Genomic DNA, 17,525 nt, shown 5'->3' on the forward strand with positions numbered 1-17,525 from the left:
ACTATTAACCCTCATTTCCTAAATAATCTTCAACTTCTGGTCCAATAGTTGAAACTTTAGTTCCATAAATAACTTGAACTCCAGTTCCATGTACTACTGTACCAACAGCTCCAGTTGATTTTAATAAATTCTTTTTAATAATATCAGGATTTTTAACGCTAACACGTAATCTAGTAGCACAAGCTTCTAACGTACTGACATTAGCTTTTCCACCTAAACCATTTACGATCATGGCAGGAATACTATTAGAATCAGAGTCGGCACCCTGATTAGCACTATCATTATTAGCTTCAGAGTTCTTTTCATTGACATAATCTTGTTTTGTATGTAAAACGGCATCCTCTTCATCATCTTCACGACCAGGGGTCTTCAAGTTGAACTTAAGGATAGCAAATCTAAAGACAAAGTAATACAAAGCAAAGTAGAACAAAATCAATGGTACCAAGGCAATCCAATTGGTACGAGCTTGTCCAGGAAGAACACCATAAAGAATCATATCTAATAAACCACCTGAGAAGGTGAATCCAACACCAATTTTAAGCAAGGATACAAAGACTGCTGAAAACGCAAAGAGCACACAGTGAATACCCCAGAACAAGAATGGTGATGCAAACAAAATAGTAAATTCTAGTGATTCAGTAATACCAGTTAAAATCGAAGTCAGGGATGATGAAAGCAACAAACCTTTAACATCCTTACGTTTATTCTTCTTAGCACAATGATACATAGCTAAGGCAGCAGCTGGAAATCCACCAATCATAACGGGAAATTCAAAGGCAAAGTAACGTGCAGCTTCCCAAGAAATTTTTTGTCCAGAAGCTAATTGTGCAAAGACAATATTCTGGGCACCGACAATTGATTTACCAGCAATGTGAGCGGTACCACCAACAGCTGTCTGCCGAAATGGTAGATAAAAGACGTGATGCAATCCAAAAGGAATAAGTGCTCGATAAACATAAGCATAAAAGAAGGTTCCAAAGTAACCTGATTTACCGATCAAAGTACCTAATCCAGCGATTCCCATCGCAATATATGGCCATAAGAATGCCATGATAAATCCACCAACGATACCAGCAAGAGCTCCGGCAATCGGACTAAAATGGGTTCCACCAAAGAATGAAATAGCATCAGGAAACTTGATCTTATAATACTTATTGTGGAGCCAAACACAGATTAATCCGATAAAAATACCACCAAAAACACCGGTATTCATAGTATTAGTAAATCCAAGCATGTCGGTTAGCAATCCACCGATTTTCTTCAAGCGACCTAGTTCACCAAAATTAACAATGGCACTAGTCATAGTTGCATACATCATAAAGTAACCTACAAGAGCTGACAAAGCTGCAACACCTTTTTCACTCTTGGCTAATCCTAAAGCAACTGAAACAGCAAATAATAGACCTAAATTATTAAAAATGACACTACCACAATCATTAAAAATCGTAAGTAAATGATTTAAAAATGTTCCTGGTCCAAGAATTACTTCAAGATGATACATTTTAATAAATGATGCACCAGTAAATGAAGCACCAATACCTAGAAACAAACCTGCAACAGGCAACAATGCAATTGGAAGCATAAACGTCTTACCTACATTTTGCAACGCAGCAAAAGCTGTACTTCCACCTTTATTTTTTGACATAATCAAACCCTCTTTATTTAAAGACGGCTACTAGCAACCGGTAAATTTTACTTTATCGAATATATTCAATTGATAATTTGTTAACGATTGCAATAATATCATCATTTATGCCAAAGAAAACTTATTTATGCGGATTAAATTAAAACGATTCAGCATTTGTAAGTGTTTAAGAAATAAAGTACTTAAAATACCACTAGAAACGCTGATTTTTTTACTTGATTCAGAAATACTTCAACGATATCTAATCAGATTCAAAAAGCTCGCTGATTCAAAATACGAATTAGCGAGCTTTTTTATACTATTAATTAATCTTTTTTCATCGTCAAAATGACTTTTCCTACATTATGTCCTTGATCAGAATACTTCAAGGCATCCTCAACTTGATCAAACTCGAAAGTACGATCAACAATCGGTTTTACTTTATTATCTTCAATTAGTTCAGTTAATTTTTGTAATTGATTGCCATCAGGATTCATTAGTAAGAACTGATAAGAAACTTTGCGACGACGGACCTCTTTGACTATTGATCGTGAAATTAATTTTATAACTAGCTTCCGGAAAAGATTCAAGTTCCGTTCTTTTACAAGTTTAGTAGTTGGTATTCCCGCAATGGTTACTAGCTTGCCACCCGGATTCAATATTTGCAAGGCTTTGGTCGTGTCACCCTTGCCATGAGTATCAAAAACAGCATCGTAATCATGCAGAACTTTCGAAAAATCGGTCTGATGATAATCAATAATCTCGTCCGCACCTAAACTTTCAACAAGCTCTTTATTTTTAGGACTAATTGTTGTTGCTACATAGGCACCTTTTGCCTTAGCTAACTGAATTGCAAGACTGCCAACTCCACCCGAACCGGCATTGATAAAAATCTTTTGGCCAGCTTGTAAATTCAACCTATCAAATAACGCTTGATAAGCAGTTAGTCCCACTAAGGGAATTAAAGCAGCTTCAATTAAAGAAATATTTTGAGGAATCAAAGCAATGTATTGACTTTCAATCGCTACATATTCAGCAAATGTTCCCGAATTAGTTTCCTTGATTCGTCCATAGACCTGATCGCCTAACTGATATTTATTAACGTTTTTTCCTTTGGCTACAACGGTTCCTGAAAAGTCATTTCCTAAGGTAAAAGGATATTCGGTCTTGATTTGCATCCCAATTTGCATCAGACGATATAATTGATCCACTGGATTGATACTAGCTGCTGCTACTTCTACTAAAACTTCATTATCTGCTATTTGTGGAATATCAATTTTAGTTAATTTAGGTTGAGCCTTTTTACTCGCTGCTACAAAAGCTTTCATCTTAGCCATTATTTAGTTGCCCCCAATATTTTAATTGCTTCAATTAAATCTGTTAATTTTCCAAATTCACTCTTTAAATCAGCTGAATAAAAGTTCATTGTTCCAACCTGTCTGACTGTAACTAAATTGGCTTCTCGTAAGATTTTTAAATGATGTGAAACTGCTGGTCTTGATAAATTAACTCGTTTCTTTATCTCACCCACACGGACTCCGCCCCGACAAGATTCATCAGCTAATGCTAATAAAATATTTTGACGATTTTCATCCCCTAGGGCAATCAACATATCTTGACACTCTATGAATCTTTTTTTAGTTAAATCTAAAGCCATTTTATTGTTCATTTGTTCTCCGTTCGTTCAAAAGATTAAACCATTAAACCAATAGATATGATGATAATTCCTTTAAGAATAAATTTCAACATTGAGAAAGATATTCGAGATCAAAGAAAAAATTATGTCATAATCTTTGATAATTAAATTTTAAGAATTAACCTTTAACCCCTCTCATTAGGTTCTTTCTCAAGTTTTGTTATAGTATGAGCATACTAACTGATGTGGTTAAAATATACCATCGTCCGCAAAAAATCTGTGGGCAACTGGAACGTGGTGGACACGACTTAGAGCCCACAGATTTTTTACTACCGATTAAGTCCCTGGCTCTAATATTATTGAACAAATTTGCAGTGTAAGAATTTTTGTCTCTGTATATTAAATAGAAACTTTAAATTAAAAACTGCCACTATTAAATATTCCAGACATACAATTATGCTTGGATTTCTTAACAGTGGCCGTTCTTATCTGCTATTCAAATTTTATAATAATAAGTGAACAAAGTAGGAGTTAGTCTGGAGCAAAAAGTGGGAATGCGTTCAGCTATGAGACCATAGTTCCAACAGCATTCCCACTTTTTGTGGAGGACGGGAATTTAAAAATACTCACATTATAAACAAACTTGAGTAAGAACTCCTATTACCTTTAAAACAATATTTTTTGATTTCGTTATCTATTGTAGTAAGTTTTGATCAAAATGGCTCAAAAAAAGAATTATTTTTTCAATAATAGCTATATTTATTATCATAATACAATGCTATTATCAGGTCATAATTTAAATAATTAGTGTCCAGGAGGCAATTTTATGGAGATCGGTTCACTTGCAGAATGGGTTGAAGGATTTGGAGAATTATTGGCTGTTTCTGTTGCTTTATTTCTTCCCTACTATCAACAACGACAAGATAATAAAAAGAAAAATCAACGAGCCAAACAAGTCATCACTAGTACTGCCAAAGATTTATTAAATTTAGATAAAATTCAGAATTCTACTGACTACTTAGAACTACGAAATTTTGTCGCTATTTATAGGGTTTTATCAACTAATGACAAAGTTCTAAAAATCATCGAAGTTGGTAGTAACATTCTTGATATTATTGGAACTAGCAATGTTCTCACTGACCAACAAAAACAAGCTATTCAACAAAAGCTTGAAAACTTAACAACCTATAAAATATAATCTTAAAAAGCATCGAATGACCACATGATCATTCGATGCTTTTTATTCGTGGAAAGATGCTCCAGAATTAACATCTACGGTAATTTCTTCCCTAGTTAAGGGACTTACAGCAATATTTTGCTTATCTTGTTCAGGAGCTTTAGTAATTTTTTCCGAATATTTTAACATAATTTCATTATTAGAAAGATAACGGTTAATACGATTCAACAATGTTGGTCCATTATAAATAAAACCTGTATAAACTTGAACTAAACTAGCCCCTGCTAAGAGAGCTTGTTCAGCATCCTCAGGGGTAAAAACACCGCCAGAGAACATAATTGGTAAATCTGGAAAAGCCTTATGAATAGACTTAGTTAAACTTAGCGATTTTTCAAATATTGGTTTGCCACTAAGACCTCCGCCTTCATTCTTATATTTAGATTTCAAATCGGCGTGCACGGGACTTGGATTAGAAGCTGTATTAGTCAAAATAATTCCATCCATCAAGCCATCGGTTTCCTTGATTAAATCAATCAATTGTTCCACTGAAATATCATTGCCAAATTTACAAAAAATTGGTTCTTTAATATGTAAATTATGAATTTTTTGTAACAATCGCTTAGCTACCGGAATCTCTTGGAGCGTTGTTACGCCCTTTTGATTCGGACAACTTTGATTGAGAGCTATATAATCTCCCAAAGAGTGAATTTCTTTGATATCAGCGACCATTTCATTAATCATGTCACTGCTGCTCAAGCCGTGCCCTGGAGCTATACTGAGACCAATTTTGACATGTTTAGGAGTATTAGCTAAGTGCTTTATTGTTTCCTCAAGTCCCAAATTATTTAAACCCATCCGATTAATAATTGCATTATCTGCTGGCAAACGAAAAATACGCTTCTTTTTATTGCCGGATTGACAATTTTTTGTAATACTGCCAATTTCTACAAAACCAGCGCCTAAAGCACCTAAACTATTATAAAATTCTGCTTTTTTGTCAAACCCTGCCGCAATTCCAATAGGAGAATCAAACGTTATTCCTTTAACTGTTACACCTAAATTGGAATACTTCTTAGTTTGAAACATCGTCTGCAACACCTGAGGGATCTTATTAAAAGCTTTCAAACCTGTCGCAACAACTTGATGATCTACTTCTGGGTCCATCTTAAAAATAGCAGGTCGTACAATTTTGTATATATCCATTATTTACCCCAGCTTTCTGGATCTTGATACCATTTTTGCAACAGTTCTTGATCATCTGCTTCAACATAGCTTTGCTTCTGTGCCACTTGGATCATGGTTGGATAATTTGTTAAAGTAAATAGTTTTGTTCTAGCATCAGCAAAATTTTGAGTACTCTCTGGCAAATCATAAGAAAAAATCGCTACAGTTCCAATAACTTCGCCACCTTCTTCACGAACAGCTTTCACAGCCTTTAAAATACTGCCACCAGTCGAAATCAGATCATCAATCAAAACGACTTTATCGCCCTTTTGACAGCGGCCTTCGATCTGACTCTTTTTGCCGTGATCTTTCTTTTGAGGTCGAACATAATTTAGAGGCAGATTTAAAATATTGGCTACTCCGGTAGCGTGAGGAATCCCTGCTGTAGCAACGCCACCAATTACTTCTACGTCAGGATAATTTTCCATAATCAAATCAGCTAAATCATGAGCAATGGTTTGTCGAAAATTAGGATAAGCAATGGTTAAACGATTATCAGTATAAATCGGGGATTTGATACCACTGGCCCAAACGAATGGTTCCTTAGGACTCAATGTTACCGCCTTAATTCTCAATAATTGACTAGCGATGTTTTCTGCTACTGCTTTTTTATCCATTATTTATTCCACTCCTCATTAATATTGATATATGCTTGATAGCCATTTGTTGCTTGAGTAATTGGTCGACCTACCACAATAGCATCGCTGCCTAAATTTCTCGCATGAGCTGGTGTAGCCACTCGTTTTTGATCCCCTACTTGAGCGGATTTTGGTCTGATACCAGGAGTAACACATAAGAAATCTGTACTAGTAGCAGCCTTGATCATTGGAACTTCCAAAGCTGAAGAAATAACTCCATCAGCACCATTGTCAAAAGCTAATTTTGATAAATGAGTGACATAATCCTGAGAAGCCAGCGGTACTTGCAATTCATTAGCCAATTCATTTTGACCCAATGAAGTTAACTGAGTTACTGCCAATAATTTAGTTGCTGAACCTGCCAGTCCGGCTTTAGCAGCGGCAATCATTTCTGAACCACCTGAGGCGTGAACTGTTAACATTTGGACATCCCATTTGGCAATCATCTCACAGGTTCTTTTAACTGTATTCGGAATATCGTGCAATTTCAGATCCAGAAAAATGTTATAACCCCGTTCACGTAAACTTCTGACAAACGGATAGCCAAACTGACAGAACATTTCCAGCCCTATCTTCAAGAAAAGCTTCTCATCTTTAGGAAATTGGTTCAAAAAATTAATACACTCAAAATCATCTGCAAAATCTAATGCTACTATTACTGGTTTGCTCATTGTTACCCCTCATTCTCTATTTTGAATAAACACATTTTCCGTTAACGTAAGTCTGTTTTACTTGTCCTAAGACCATTTGACCGATAAAAGGACTGTTTGTACCCTTAGATAAAAATGCTGACTTTTTAATTTCGAATGGTTCTTCTAAATTAATAATCGCAAAATCGGCTGTCTGACCTAATTTAATGCTTCCAGCTTCCTTGAGTCCAAAAATGGTTGCTGGCTTTGTTGCCATTAATTGCAATAGCTTTTCCAAACTAATAATTCCCGTCTTAACAAATTTCGTATACATCATTGGAAAGGCCGTCTCAATTCCAGTGATACCAAATGCACTCTTTTCAAAACCTTGATTCTTTTCATTTTCGGCATGCGGTGCATGATCAGTAGCAATCATATCAATAGTGCCATCTTGCAGACCGTCGATCAGAGCCTGACGATCAACTTCACTACGCAATGGCGGATTCATTTTAAAATTAGCGTCATCTGTCAAAATATCCTGATCGCTTAAAATCAAATGATGTGGCGATACCTCACAAGTAACGTTAATCCCAGCATCTTTAGCCATTCTCACTAGTTGAACACTATCTTTGGTAGAAATATGACAGACATGGTAGTGAACGCCAGTTTCTTTAGCCAAAACCAAATCCCTAGCTAATTGCGATGTTTCTGCTACTTGCTGAATCCCTGGCAAGCCTAAGCGTTGAGCAACTGAACCGAAGTTAATTACGCCCCGATTAAAAAGATTTTTATCTTCAACATGAGCCGCTAGATGACTATGAACGGCAGCAATTTGTTCCATAGCTTGAAACATGGATTGTGCATTCATTATTCCGTGACCATCATTAGAAAAAGCAAAGGCCCCTAATTTAGATAAAGTTTCAATATCAACTAATTCATCACTTGTCTCCGCTTTAGTAACCGGAGCATACTGCAAAGTATTAATAATTGAATTAGTTTGATTAAGCTCTATTTGCTTAGCAAATTTTTCAGCATCATCTGGTACAGGTATAACATTTGGCATTGCTCCAACCGTAGTAAAACTGCCATGAGCCGAGGCCTCGCTACCAGTAGCAATTGTCTCCTTATGCACTTGACCGGGTTCTCTAAAATGCACATGTACGTCGACTAAACCTGGAGTTACTAGTTGAAATTTAGCATCAATAATTTGACTATCTTTGGCGACAATATTTTCAGCAATCTGAGTAAATCTGCCATTTTCTACTAAAATATCGCAATTGATTAGCTTATTAGCGTAGAACAGTTTGACGTTTTTGATCAGCAACTTCTTCACTAGCCTTATCTCCCTCTAAAACAGCTTCAATCATAGCCATACGCATGAACACCCCGTTGGCCATTTGTGGAAAAATATAAGATTTATCGCATTCGACAACATCATCCGCTATTTCAGCTCCACGATTTACTGGTGCAGGATGCATAATCATTGTTTCTGGTTTCATTAACGCTACCCGGCGCTGATCCAAACCATAGTTTTTGAAGTAGTCCGCCTTGGAAAAATTGTGATTTTCTTCAGCTGAAAGTCGTTCATGCTGTACTCTGAGTAACATCACCACATCCATCTCCTGACAAAGCTCATCGACACTCATGTGGGGACCTATCTCGGCAAATTCTGGAGTATACCAAGCATTTAAACCACCAAAGTACATTTTAGCTCCCAAACGAGTTAAAATTTCTGCATTTGAATGAGCTACCCGGGAATGACTTAAATCACCAATAATACCAACCTTTAGTCCTTCAAACTTTCCAAAATGCTCGTAGATCGTCATCAAATCCAACAGTGACTGCGAAGGATGCTGACCAGTACCATCGCCACCATTAATAATATGAATTTTTAAATCATGATTGTTAACTAAATCTTCATAGTAATTATCTTCACTGTGACGGATAACTACGATATCAGCTCCAATGCTCTCTTCTGTTTTTACTGTATCGTAAAGACTTTCACCTTTGGTAGTTGAAGAAGTTTTAGCTTCAAATTCAATTTCATTCATCCCTAATTTCATTTCGGCAACTTGAAAACTAGATTTAGTTCTAGTGCTATTTTCAAAAAAAAGATTAATAGCAAATTTATTAGTACCTATACTCGACTTCTTACCGGCCTTAAACTCCATAGCAGAATTAATTAAGCTATAGACCTCTTGGTTTGATAATTGTGACATAGAAAGTATATTTTTCATTGTTTTCCTCCAAATTAAAAGGGGCTAGCTTTTTATCCAGCTAGTCCCTAAAAGTTTGGTGTTATCCTGACCTTTTAGACCTCGCTGGATCTATTTAAAAGTTCCCTGATTTTTTTAAGTAAACAAAAAACTTCCTATCCCACAAGGAAAGGAAGTTTACACTTTTTCTGTCAAATGTGTAAGTAACCTTCCAAGCCTCACAGGACTTGATTAAAAGTTTTCGTTGCAAATAATATAAACGATTTCACAGTTACAGTCAATAGTTTTTATTTAATTGTTGCTAAGAAGTACTTCTTCTTACCACGACGAATAACAATATATTTACCGTCAAAAGAGTCTTTAGGATCAATCTCAGTCGTCGTTTCAGTTAGTTTTTCACCATTGATTCTAATGGCTCCGTTTTGAATATCTTCACGAGCTTGGCGCTTTGATTTATCAACGTTAACAGCAATCAATAAATCAACCAAATTAATTGGTTCAGCGGGAATTTCTGCACTAGGAACACCATGGAAGGCTTCCGCCACTTCGGCAGTAGTCAACTCTTGGATTTCTCCAGAAAATAGCACGTCAGTGATCTTTTCAGCGGTCTTTAAGGCTTCTTCTCCGTGAACGAATTTAGTAACTTCTTGAGCCAAAGTTCTTTGAGCTAAACGTTTCTCAGGAGCAGTTTTAACTGATTCCTCTAACTCAGCAATTTGTTCTTGGCTTAAGAAGGTAAACTTCTTCAATAAATTGATAACATCTTTATCATCTTGGTTGAACCAAAATTGATAAAATTCATAAGGAGATGTCTTCTTAGGATCTAGCCAAACGGCTCCACCGGCTGTCTTTCCAAACTTAGTACCATCAGACTTAAGCAATAATGGAATTGTTAAAGCATACACTTTAGCATCCTGACCTTCAGCCTTGTGAATCAAATCAAGTCCAGCAGTTAAGTTTCCCCATTGATCGCCACCACCAACTTGTAGTTGGATATTGTGTTCACGATAAAGTGTTAAGAAATCAATTGATTGCAAAATTTGATAAGTAAATTCTGTAAAGGAAATACCAACTTCCAAACGACTAGAAATGATTTCCTTGTTAAGCATTGTATTTACATTGAACAGTTTTCCATAATCACGTAAGAAATCAAGGATACCAATTGGTTCTGTCCAATCATAATTGTTAACCATTGTAAAGTTGCTGAAAATTCTTTTGGCCTGATTACTCAAAGCCTCCACATTATGATTAACTTGATCCATGGTTTGCATAGGACGTTCAGCTTTTTTACCACTAGGATCACCAATTGAACCAGTGGCTCCACCAATAACAATGTATGGATGATGACCAGCATTAGCAAATCTTTCCAAAGTCATAAAGGGCAATAAGTGACCAATATGCATCGAATCTCCAGTTGGATCCATTCCGCAGTACAATGAAATATCTTTTTCATCGACTAACTTACGTAGGCCCTCTTCATCTGATTGTTGATTGATCAAGCCACGCCATGACAATTCATCAATAATATTCATAAATTTTCCTCCCAAGTTATCCTCGTTATAAGAAAAAAAGGCATCCCTGCAATTAATGCAGGGACGCCTTTAGCGCGGTACCACCCAGATTCAAGTTTAATAACTTGCTCTTTACTCCTATAACGTAGGACTCGAATTTTAGTTTTGTATTTCATAACTGATCCTGCTTGACTCACACCAACCGTCAATTCTCTGTTCACTGAAATCAGTCACTACTTAAATTAAAACTAAAACTATCTATAAATATGATGATACACAGCCCTAGAAAATATTTCAAGACCTTTTTTGAGTGTGAACACTTATTGTATAATGTAATCGCTTTTATCTTGGGGGAAATAAAAATGAAAAAACACTTTATATTATGCGCCATGGTCAAACACTTTTTAATGTTCAACATAAAATTCAAGGTTGGTGCGATTCACCGCTGACAAAAACTGGCATTAAACAGGCTCAAATTGCTGGACAATACTTTAAAGATCAACAGATCCATTTTGATGCCGCTTATTGCTCCACAGCAGAACGTGCAAGCGATACCCTAGAAACGGTCACAGATATGCCTTATAAGCGTCTCAAAGGATTGAGAGAACTTTCATTTGGTAAATTTGAAGGCGAACACGAATACCTGCATCCGCAAAGTGATCCTGCAAAGCATTTTGGCAACTACTACGTTCAATTTGGAGGCGAGGACGATCAACTCGCTCAAAAACGTGTTAATGATACCTTGACTAAAATTATGAATCAGGATAATCAAACAGTATTGGTAGTCAGCCATGCTGGAGCTATCATGATGTTTTCAGATTTATGGACTGATGCTGCTAAATTACGAGCTAGTGGCTTCACTAATTGTAGTATTTTAAAATTTAGCTTTAATAATAATAAATTTACATTTGAAAAAATAATTAATTTTAAAAATTAATCTATAAAAAAACTAGCAATCAATTATTAAAAATGATTGCTAGTTTTTTTTAAGCCATATGATTTTCGATCCATTCCCAAACTTCATCTTTTCCATACTTTGTTTCAGAACTAAACAACTGCAATGAATCAGTTTGATTAAGACCAATCGTTTTTTTAACTTGACTGACAGTTTTATTCCATTGATTGACCTTGACCTTATCCATCTTAGTAGCAACCACTAACGTAGGAATATTATAATAACTGACAAATTGATACATCGAAATATCATCTTCACTTGGTGCATGACGTCCATCAACTAAAATAACCACGCCTCTTAATACATCACGTGTCGTCAAATATTCTTCAATCATAGTTCCAAATTCTTCACGTTGTTTCTTAGAAACTTTGGCAAAACCATAGCCTGGAACATCAACCAAATATAATTGGTCTTCAATATTATAAAAATTTAATGTCTGCGTCTTTCCGGGTGTACTTGACGTTCTGGCAAAGCTTTTACGATTAATAAGCGTGTTGATCAAAGAAGACTTTCCAACATTAGAGCGGCCTAAAAGCGCGATCTCAGGAAATCCTTCACCTGGATATTGTTTAGAGCTAACTGCACTCAAATTCATCGATACGTTATTTACTTGCATATTTCACCTCAATAACATAATTTTACCATACAAAAAAAAGGCTGCCTACTAGGCAACCTCTCCATCTTTCAAAATCAATTCTGGTTCTTTTACTTTTCTTACAGCATCTTTAGTAACCTTCACGCTTTCAACATCATCACGTCCAGGAATATCAAACATGGTATCAAGCATTGTCTCTTCAACAATTGATCTCAAACCACGGGCACCAGTATTTCTTTCTATCGACATCTTAGCAATTTCTTTCAATGCTCCATCGGTAAAAATCAAGTTAACGCCATCAAGTTCCAATAATTCCTTATACTGCTTAATTAGAGCGTTCTTAGGTTTTGTAAGGATATTAACTAAATCGTCCTCAGTTAGCTTCTCAAGCGCTGTAACGATTGGAATACGTCCGATAAATTCAGGAATAATACCAAACTTCATCAAATCTTCTGGAATAATCTGCTGCATCAAGCTCTTCTCTTCAGCAATATTAGCTTTTTGCTCTGCACCAAAACCAATTGTTTTATCGCCTAAACGATTCTTAACAATTGTTTCGATACCATCAAAAGCACCACCAACAATGAAGAGAATATTCGTTGTATCAATTTGAATCAACTCTTGTTGAGGGTGTTTTCTTCCACCTTGTGGTGGCACGCTAGCAATAGTACCTTCAAGAATCTTCAAAAGTGCCTGTTGAACACCTTCACCAGAAACATCACGTGTGATTGAAACATTTTCACTCTTTTTAGCAATCTTATCAATTTCATCAATGTAAACAATGCCATGTTCAGCCTTATCAACATCGAAATCGGCATTTTGCAAGAGTTTCAATAGAATATTCTCAACATCTTCACCAACGTAACCTGCCTCGGTCAAGGTAGTAGCATCAGCAATTGCAAATGGAACTTTTAGAATACGAGCTAAAGTTTGAGCCAAGAAGGTTTTACCCGAACCAGTTGGTCCAATCAAAGCAATATTACTCTTTTGTAACTCAGTTTTCCCTTCTTTAAGGTGTTCCATTTTATTAATTCGTTTGTAATGATTATAAACAGCAACAGACAGTGCCCTCTTAGCATCAATTTGTCCAATTACATAATCATCAAGAATTTTTTTAATTTCTACTGGTGTAGGAATATTATCTAAATCCAATGGTGTAGCTTCATTTAATTCTTCATCTATAATTTCTTTGCACAAATCAATACATTCATTACAAATATAGACTCCGGGACCGGCAACAATCTTTTTAACTTGATCTTGTGTTTTGCCACAAAACGAACAACTGATTGTACCAGTATTTTCTGTACTATCAAACATATGCAATTTCTCCTTCAATAGTTCCAATACTGTGAAAGTCTAGCATGCTAATAACTAAGAGTAAAGCAATTAGTTTTGCCACCCCTAATTACAAAAAAGGAAGCCCTTTGGCTTCCTAAAGTTTAATAAAAGAAATCGATTACTTTTCAACAGCTGAATCAACGATCAATTCAATTGCCTTCTTAGCTGCAATATCATGTGCCAACATATCATCTGAAAGAGCGTTTCTAACAGCTTTTTCTTCCATCTTATATTCATCAGCAAGTGACTTGATTTCAGCCTTAATTTCATCTTCTGAAGGTTTGATACCTTCTTTAGCAACGATTGCTTCGATAACTAAGTCAGTCTTAACACGTTCTTCAGCATCTTTAGCAAATTGTTTCTTCAAGCTATCTTCGTTTGTACCTGTCATTTGATAGTACAATTTAGGATCGATACCTTGACGACGTAAGTTAGCTAAGTATTGGTTCAATTGATTTTCAACTTCTGTATCAATCATTGCTTGAGGAATTGAATCGATCTTAGCATTCTTAACTGCACCAGAAATTGCTTCTTCTTGAATATTTTCTTCAGCAGTTTCTTTCTTTTGATCCTTGATTTCATCATGAAGTTTTGTTCTTAATTCTTCAAGAGTATCAACATCTTCGTCAACATCCTTAGCAAAGTCATCATCTAACTTAGGCAATTCCTTTGTTTTAACTTCATGAAGTTTTGTCTTGAAAATAGCCTTCTTACCAGCTAATTCCTTTGCTTGGTAATCTTCTGGGAATGTAACGTTAACGTCAACGTCATCACCAGCTGAATGACCAATCAAGTCATCTTCGAATCCAGGAATGAATGTACCTGAACCAAGTTCTAGTGAGTAGTTTTGAGCACTACCACCATCGAACTCTTTACCATCAACTGTACCAACATAGTCAATAACAACTGTGTCGCCCTTTTCAGCCTTACCATCTTTAAGAACAAGTTCAGCTTGTTGTTTTTGTAATTCAGCAAGACGATCTTCAACATCAGCCTTCATGACATTACGTTTTTGTTTTTTAACTTCGATACCTTTGTAGTCACCAAGTTCAACATCAGGTTTAACAGTAATTGTTGCTGTAATTGCCCATGGTTGGTCTTTTTCCATTGATTCAACGTTAATTTGTGGTTGATCAACTGGTTCTACTTTAGTTTCATCAACAGCATCTTGATATGCAGTTGGTAAAACAGCATTCAAAGCATCTTCGTACAATGCTTCTTCACCATACATACGGTTGAAGATTTGACGAGGTACACGACCCTTTCTAAAACCAGGTACGTTTAAACTCTTCTTTACACGGTTGAATGCAGTATCCAAACCTTGCTTGATTGTGTCCTGGTCAATTTCAAATTTCAATTCACCAGTATTATTTTCTTTTTTTGTAAATTTAGCCTTAGCAGACATTTATATTATCCCTCCGGTATTTCAACGATCTCATACTTTGTAATATTACCTTAAAATGGTGATATTGTAAACATTCGACGTGATTTCTAGGTAACTTTAAGACATCATTTTTCTATTATATGATACTTTTAAAGATTTTTGAATAATTTATACAAAAAAAAAGAGCCGGATTAACCAACTCTTTTTTTATCATTACTACTTAGATTAGTCTAAGATTTCTGTAACAACTCCGGCACCAACAGTACGGCCACCTTCACGAACAGTAAATCTTGTACCATTTTCGATAGCAACTGGAGCAATCAAGTCAACTTCAAAAGTAACTTGGTCACCAGGCATAACCATTTCTACACCTTCTGGCAATTCAATAACACCAGTAACATCAGTTGTATGGAAGTAGAATTGTGGACGGTAGTTTGAGAAGAATGGAGTATGACGTCCACCTTCTTCTTTACTCATGATATAAACTTCACCCTTGAACTTGTTGTGAGTTTGGATTGAACCTGGCTTAGCAAGAACTTGTCCACGTTCGATTTGATCACGGTTAACACCACGTAGTAAGATACCAACGTTATCTCCGGCTTCACCTAAATCAAGAGTCTTACGGAACATTTCTAGACCAGTAACAGTTGACTTCAATACTTCTGGCTTCAAACCAACGATTTCAACTTCGTCACCAATCTTAATTTCACCACGATCGATACGACCAGATGCAACAGTACCACGACCAGTGATAGTGAAGACATCTTCAACAGGCATCATAAATGGTTTTGTATTATCACGTTCTGGTGTTGGGATATATTCATCAACAACATCAAGTAATTCTTCAACGTGTTTAACTTCTTCAGGGTCTCCTTCAAGAGCCTTCAAAGCTGAACCACGGATAACAGGAATGTCATCCCCTGGGAAATCGTATTCTGATAGAAGTTCACGAACTTCCATCTCAACAAGATCTGTTAGTTCTGGATCGTCAACAAGATCAGTCTTGTTCAAGAATACAACGATGTATTCAACACCAACTTGGCGAGCAAGCAAGATATGTTCACGAGTTTGTGGCATAGGACCATCAGTTGCAGCAACAACAAGGATGGCACCATCCATTTGTGCAGCACCAGTGATCATATTCTTAACGTAATCAGCGTGTCCTGGAGCATCGATATGTGCATAGTGACGCTTTTCAGTTTCGTATTCAACGTGAGCAGTGTTGATAGTAATCCCACGTTCCTTTTCTTCTGGGGCTTTATCGATATCAGCGTAATCTTCAGCCTTAGCTAAACCTTTGTCAGCCAAAACCTTAGTGATTGCTGCTGTTAAAGTAGTCTTACCATGGTCAACGTGACCAATTGTCCCAATATTTACATGGGGCTTTGTTCTCTCATAATGTTCTTTTTCTGCCATTACAAAGAATCCTCCTAAAATTTCATTTCATAAGATTGATCCAAAGAAAATGTTCTTTAGACGACTCTTTACTGAAAAATTATACTACTTTCAGAGGTGAAAGCAAAGCAATTCAACGCAAATCACCGACTAAAAATATACTCTTTGGAGTATACAGGCCGTAAACGTAATTGTAAATACTCAAAGCGAAAAAAGTTAAACTTTTTCACTCCTGAAAGGTATTTATCAGTTCATCGAACCGTTTCAACCAAGTTTTTACATCGTCTAAACCCTGATTATCACTTACCTGTGAATCATCTACTAAACCATACCTTAAAAGCATTGCTTTTGTCCAGAGTTCTGGCGTTTTTATTATTTCATCACCAAAAGGATAGACAAATGCCGCGTAAAGTGACAATTCACCTTTAAAGTTCTCCAACTGAGTTTCGTTCTCATCAGTTAATAATTTTTCTAATTCGTCACACATTTTCAAATAGACATCAGTTGACATAATAGGCATTAGTTGACTTGGATTGCAAGTTTTATTTTTACCGTAGAACGAAATATCGATGGTTTCATCAACGCCTAATTTTAATAGATTTTCTAAAGCTTCACTCTTCAAAAGCGGATGTAACAAGGGATTTTCCAATAAAACTTTAGCATTTTTGATGTAATCAGCCCTATTGAATTCTCTTAACTTTCTTAACAATTGAATTTGCTCAGCTGTTGGTTCAGTGACAATTGACAATAAGCGAGCTGATATTTTTTCCTTTTCAGGTTTAAAAGATCTTTCATGACGATCTTCAGCTATTTTAATTCTTTTGACAAAACTATCAATAAGCTCTGGTTTGATATTGGGTAAAGAATTACTGTCATAAAAACTAAGCAATTGATTAGCCAACAAAAAATCATTATTTTCCAAAATAATGTCTAATGCTAATTCTGCCGTATCCGGTTCGCTGAGGTAATAACTAAAATAATCTAAAATCACAGCCTCCGCATCGCCGGGTCTTTGTTGATTCAATAAAGAAGCAGCAAGTCCTCTATTGATTAAGAATGACTGCTGCATGGCATATGCTTGTGTATATAAATCTGTTGCCTCATCCCAATTTCCTTGGTCAAAGGCCTCTTCAGCTTGACTAATAAGTTTTTTTAGATTATCTGAATCGTCCATAAAATACCTCAACCATACTTAAATAATTA

16 protein-coding genes are annotated in these 17,525 nt (G+C 35.9%); 2 read left to right on the forward strand and 14 right to left on the reverse strand.

Features of this window, described 5'->3' with window-relative positions; genetic code table 11:
- Positions 1-4: 4 nt before the first annotated feature.
- The 3 genes from FD26_RS04320 to FD26_RS04330 form a co-directional block, all read right to left on the reverse strand.
- Positions 5-1,645, reverse strand: coding sequence for a PTS transporter subunit EIIC (locus tag FD26_RS04320; RefSeq protein ID WP_057867212.1), 1,641 nt, complete (start codon positions 1,643-1,645; stop codon positions 5-7).
- Positions 1,646-1,950: 305 nt separating this feature from the next.
- Positions 1,951-2,961, reverse strand: a complete 1,011-nt coding sequence (locus FD26_RS04325) for an NADP-dependent oxidoreductase (protein WP_082596231.1) — start codon at positions 2,959-2,961, stop codon at positions 1,951-1,953.
- Positions 2,961-3,293 (reverse strand): ArsR/SmtB family transcription factor, encoded by a 333-nt coding sequence (locus FD26_RS04330; RefSeq protein ID WP_057867213.1) that lies wholly within the window; start codon positions 3,291-3,293, stop codon positions 2,961-2,963. The genes FD26_RS04325 and FD26_RS04330 overlap by 1 nt, the downstream gene beginning before the upstream one ends.
- Before the next feature lie 793 nt (positions 3,294-4,086).
- On the opposite strand from FD26_RS04330, the gene FD26_RS04335 reads away from it, so the two are divergent.
- Positions 4,087-4,458 (forward strand): hypothetical protein, encoded by a 372-nt coding sequence (locus FD26_RS04335; RefSeq protein WP_057867214.1) that lies wholly within the window; start codon positions 4,087-4,089, stop codon positions 4,456-4,458.
- Between the two features lie 42 nt (positions 4,459-4,500).
- On the opposite strand, the gene FD26_RS04340 is transcribed toward FD26_RS04335, so the two are convergent.
- From FD26_RS04340 to tyrS, 6 genes are all read right to left on the reverse strand, one after another.
- Complete coding sequence (locus tag FD26_RS04340; RefSeq protein WP_057867215.1) at positions 4,501-5,640, reverse strand: quinone-dependent dihydroorotate dehydrogenase; 1,140 nt, start codon at positions 5,638-5,640, stop codon at positions 4,501-4,503.
- Positions 5,640-6,278, reverse strand: a complete 639-nt coding sequence (pyrE, locus tag FD26_RS04345) for an orotate phosphoribosyltransferase (protein WP_057867216.1) — start codon at positions 6,276-6,278, stop codon at positions 5,640-5,642. Before pyrE ends, FD26_RS04340 begins: the two co-directional genes overlap by 1 nt.
- A complete protein-coding gene (gene pyrF, locus FD26_RS04350; RefSeq protein ID WP_057867217.1) occupies positions 6,278-6,970 on the reverse strand; it encodes an orotidine-5'-phosphate decarboxylase in 693 nt (230 codons plus the stop codon). Before pyrF ends, pyrE begins: the two co-directional genes overlap by 1 nt.
- 16 nt (positions 6,971-6,986) lie before the next feature.
- Positions 6,987-8,261 carry a dihydroorotase gene (locus tag FD26_RS04355; RefSeq protein WP_103429326.1) on the reverse strand — a complete coding sequence of 425 codons (1,275 nt, stop codon included), beginning with the start codon at positions 8,259-8,261 and terminating at the stop codon, positions 6,987-6,989.
- A complete protein-coding gene (locus FD26_RS04360; RefSeq protein ID WP_057867218.1) occupies positions 8,218-9,165 on the reverse strand; it encodes an aspartate carbamoyltransferase catalytic subunit in 948 nt (315 codons plus the stop codon). Before FD26_RS04360 ends, FD26_RS04355 begins: the two co-directional genes overlap by 44 nt.
- 266 nt (positions 9,166-9,431) lie before the next feature.
- Complete coding sequence (gene tyrS / locus FD26_RS04365; protein ID WP_057867219.1) at positions 9,432-10,676, reverse strand: tyrosine--tRNA ligase; 1,245 nt, start codon at positions 10,674-10,676, stop codon at positions 9,432-9,434.
- Between the two features lie 361 nt (positions 10,677-11,037).
- Between tyrS and FD26_RS04370 the strand changes: the two genes are divergently transcribed.
- Positions 11,038-11,592, forward strand: coding sequence for a histidine phosphatase family protein (locus FD26_RS04370; RefSeq protein ID WP_057867220.1), 555 nt, complete (start codon positions 11,038-11,040; stop codon positions 11,590-11,592).
- A 49-nt stretch (positions 11,593-11,641) separates the two neighbouring features.
- Here FD26_RS04370 and yihA read toward each other — a convergent pair whose 3' ends face one another.
- The 5 genes from yihA to FD26_RS04395 form a co-directional block, all read right to left on the reverse strand.
- Positions 11,642-12,226 (reverse strand): ribosome biogenesis GTP-binding protein YihA/YsxC, encoded by a 585-nt coding sequence (gene yihA, locus FD26_RS04375; protein WP_057867221.1) that lies wholly within the window; start codon positions 12,224-12,226, stop codon positions 11,642-11,644.
- Positions 12,227-12,274: 48 nt separating this feature from the next.
- Positions 12,275-13,522, reverse strand: coding sequence for an ATP-dependent Clp protease ATP-binding subunit ClpX (gene clpX / locus FD26_RS04380; protein WP_057867222.1), 1,248 nt, complete (start codon positions 13,520-13,522; stop codon positions 12,275-12,277).
- A gap of 139 nt (positions 13,523-13,661) precedes the next feature.
- On the reverse strand, positions 13,662-14,948 hold the full coding sequence (tig, locus tag FD26_RS04385) for a trigger factor (protein WP_057867223.1): 1,287 nt from the start codon (positions 14,946-14,948) through the stop codon (positions 13,662-13,664).
- A 204-nt stretch (positions 14,949-15,152) separates the two neighbouring features.
- Positions 15,153-16,343, reverse strand: coding sequence for an elongation factor Tu (gene tuf / locus FD26_RS04390; protein ID WP_057867224.1), 1,191 nt, complete (start codon positions 16,341-16,343; stop codon positions 15,153-15,155).
- 205 nt (positions 16,344-16,548) lie between these two features.
- Complete coding sequence (locus FD26_RS04395) at positions 16,549-17,496, reverse strand: hypothetical protein (protein ID WP_057867225.1); 948 nt, start codon at positions 17,494-17,496, stop codon at positions 16,549-16,551.
- Positions 17,497-17,525: the final 29 nt, after the last annotated feature.

Source organism: Companilactobacillus crustorum JCM 15951 (assembly GCF_001434585.1).
In the GTDB taxonomy this organism is placed as follows: domain Bacteria; phylum Bacillota; class Bacilli; order Lactobacillales; family Lactobacillaceae; genus Companilactobacillus; species Companilactobacillus crustorum.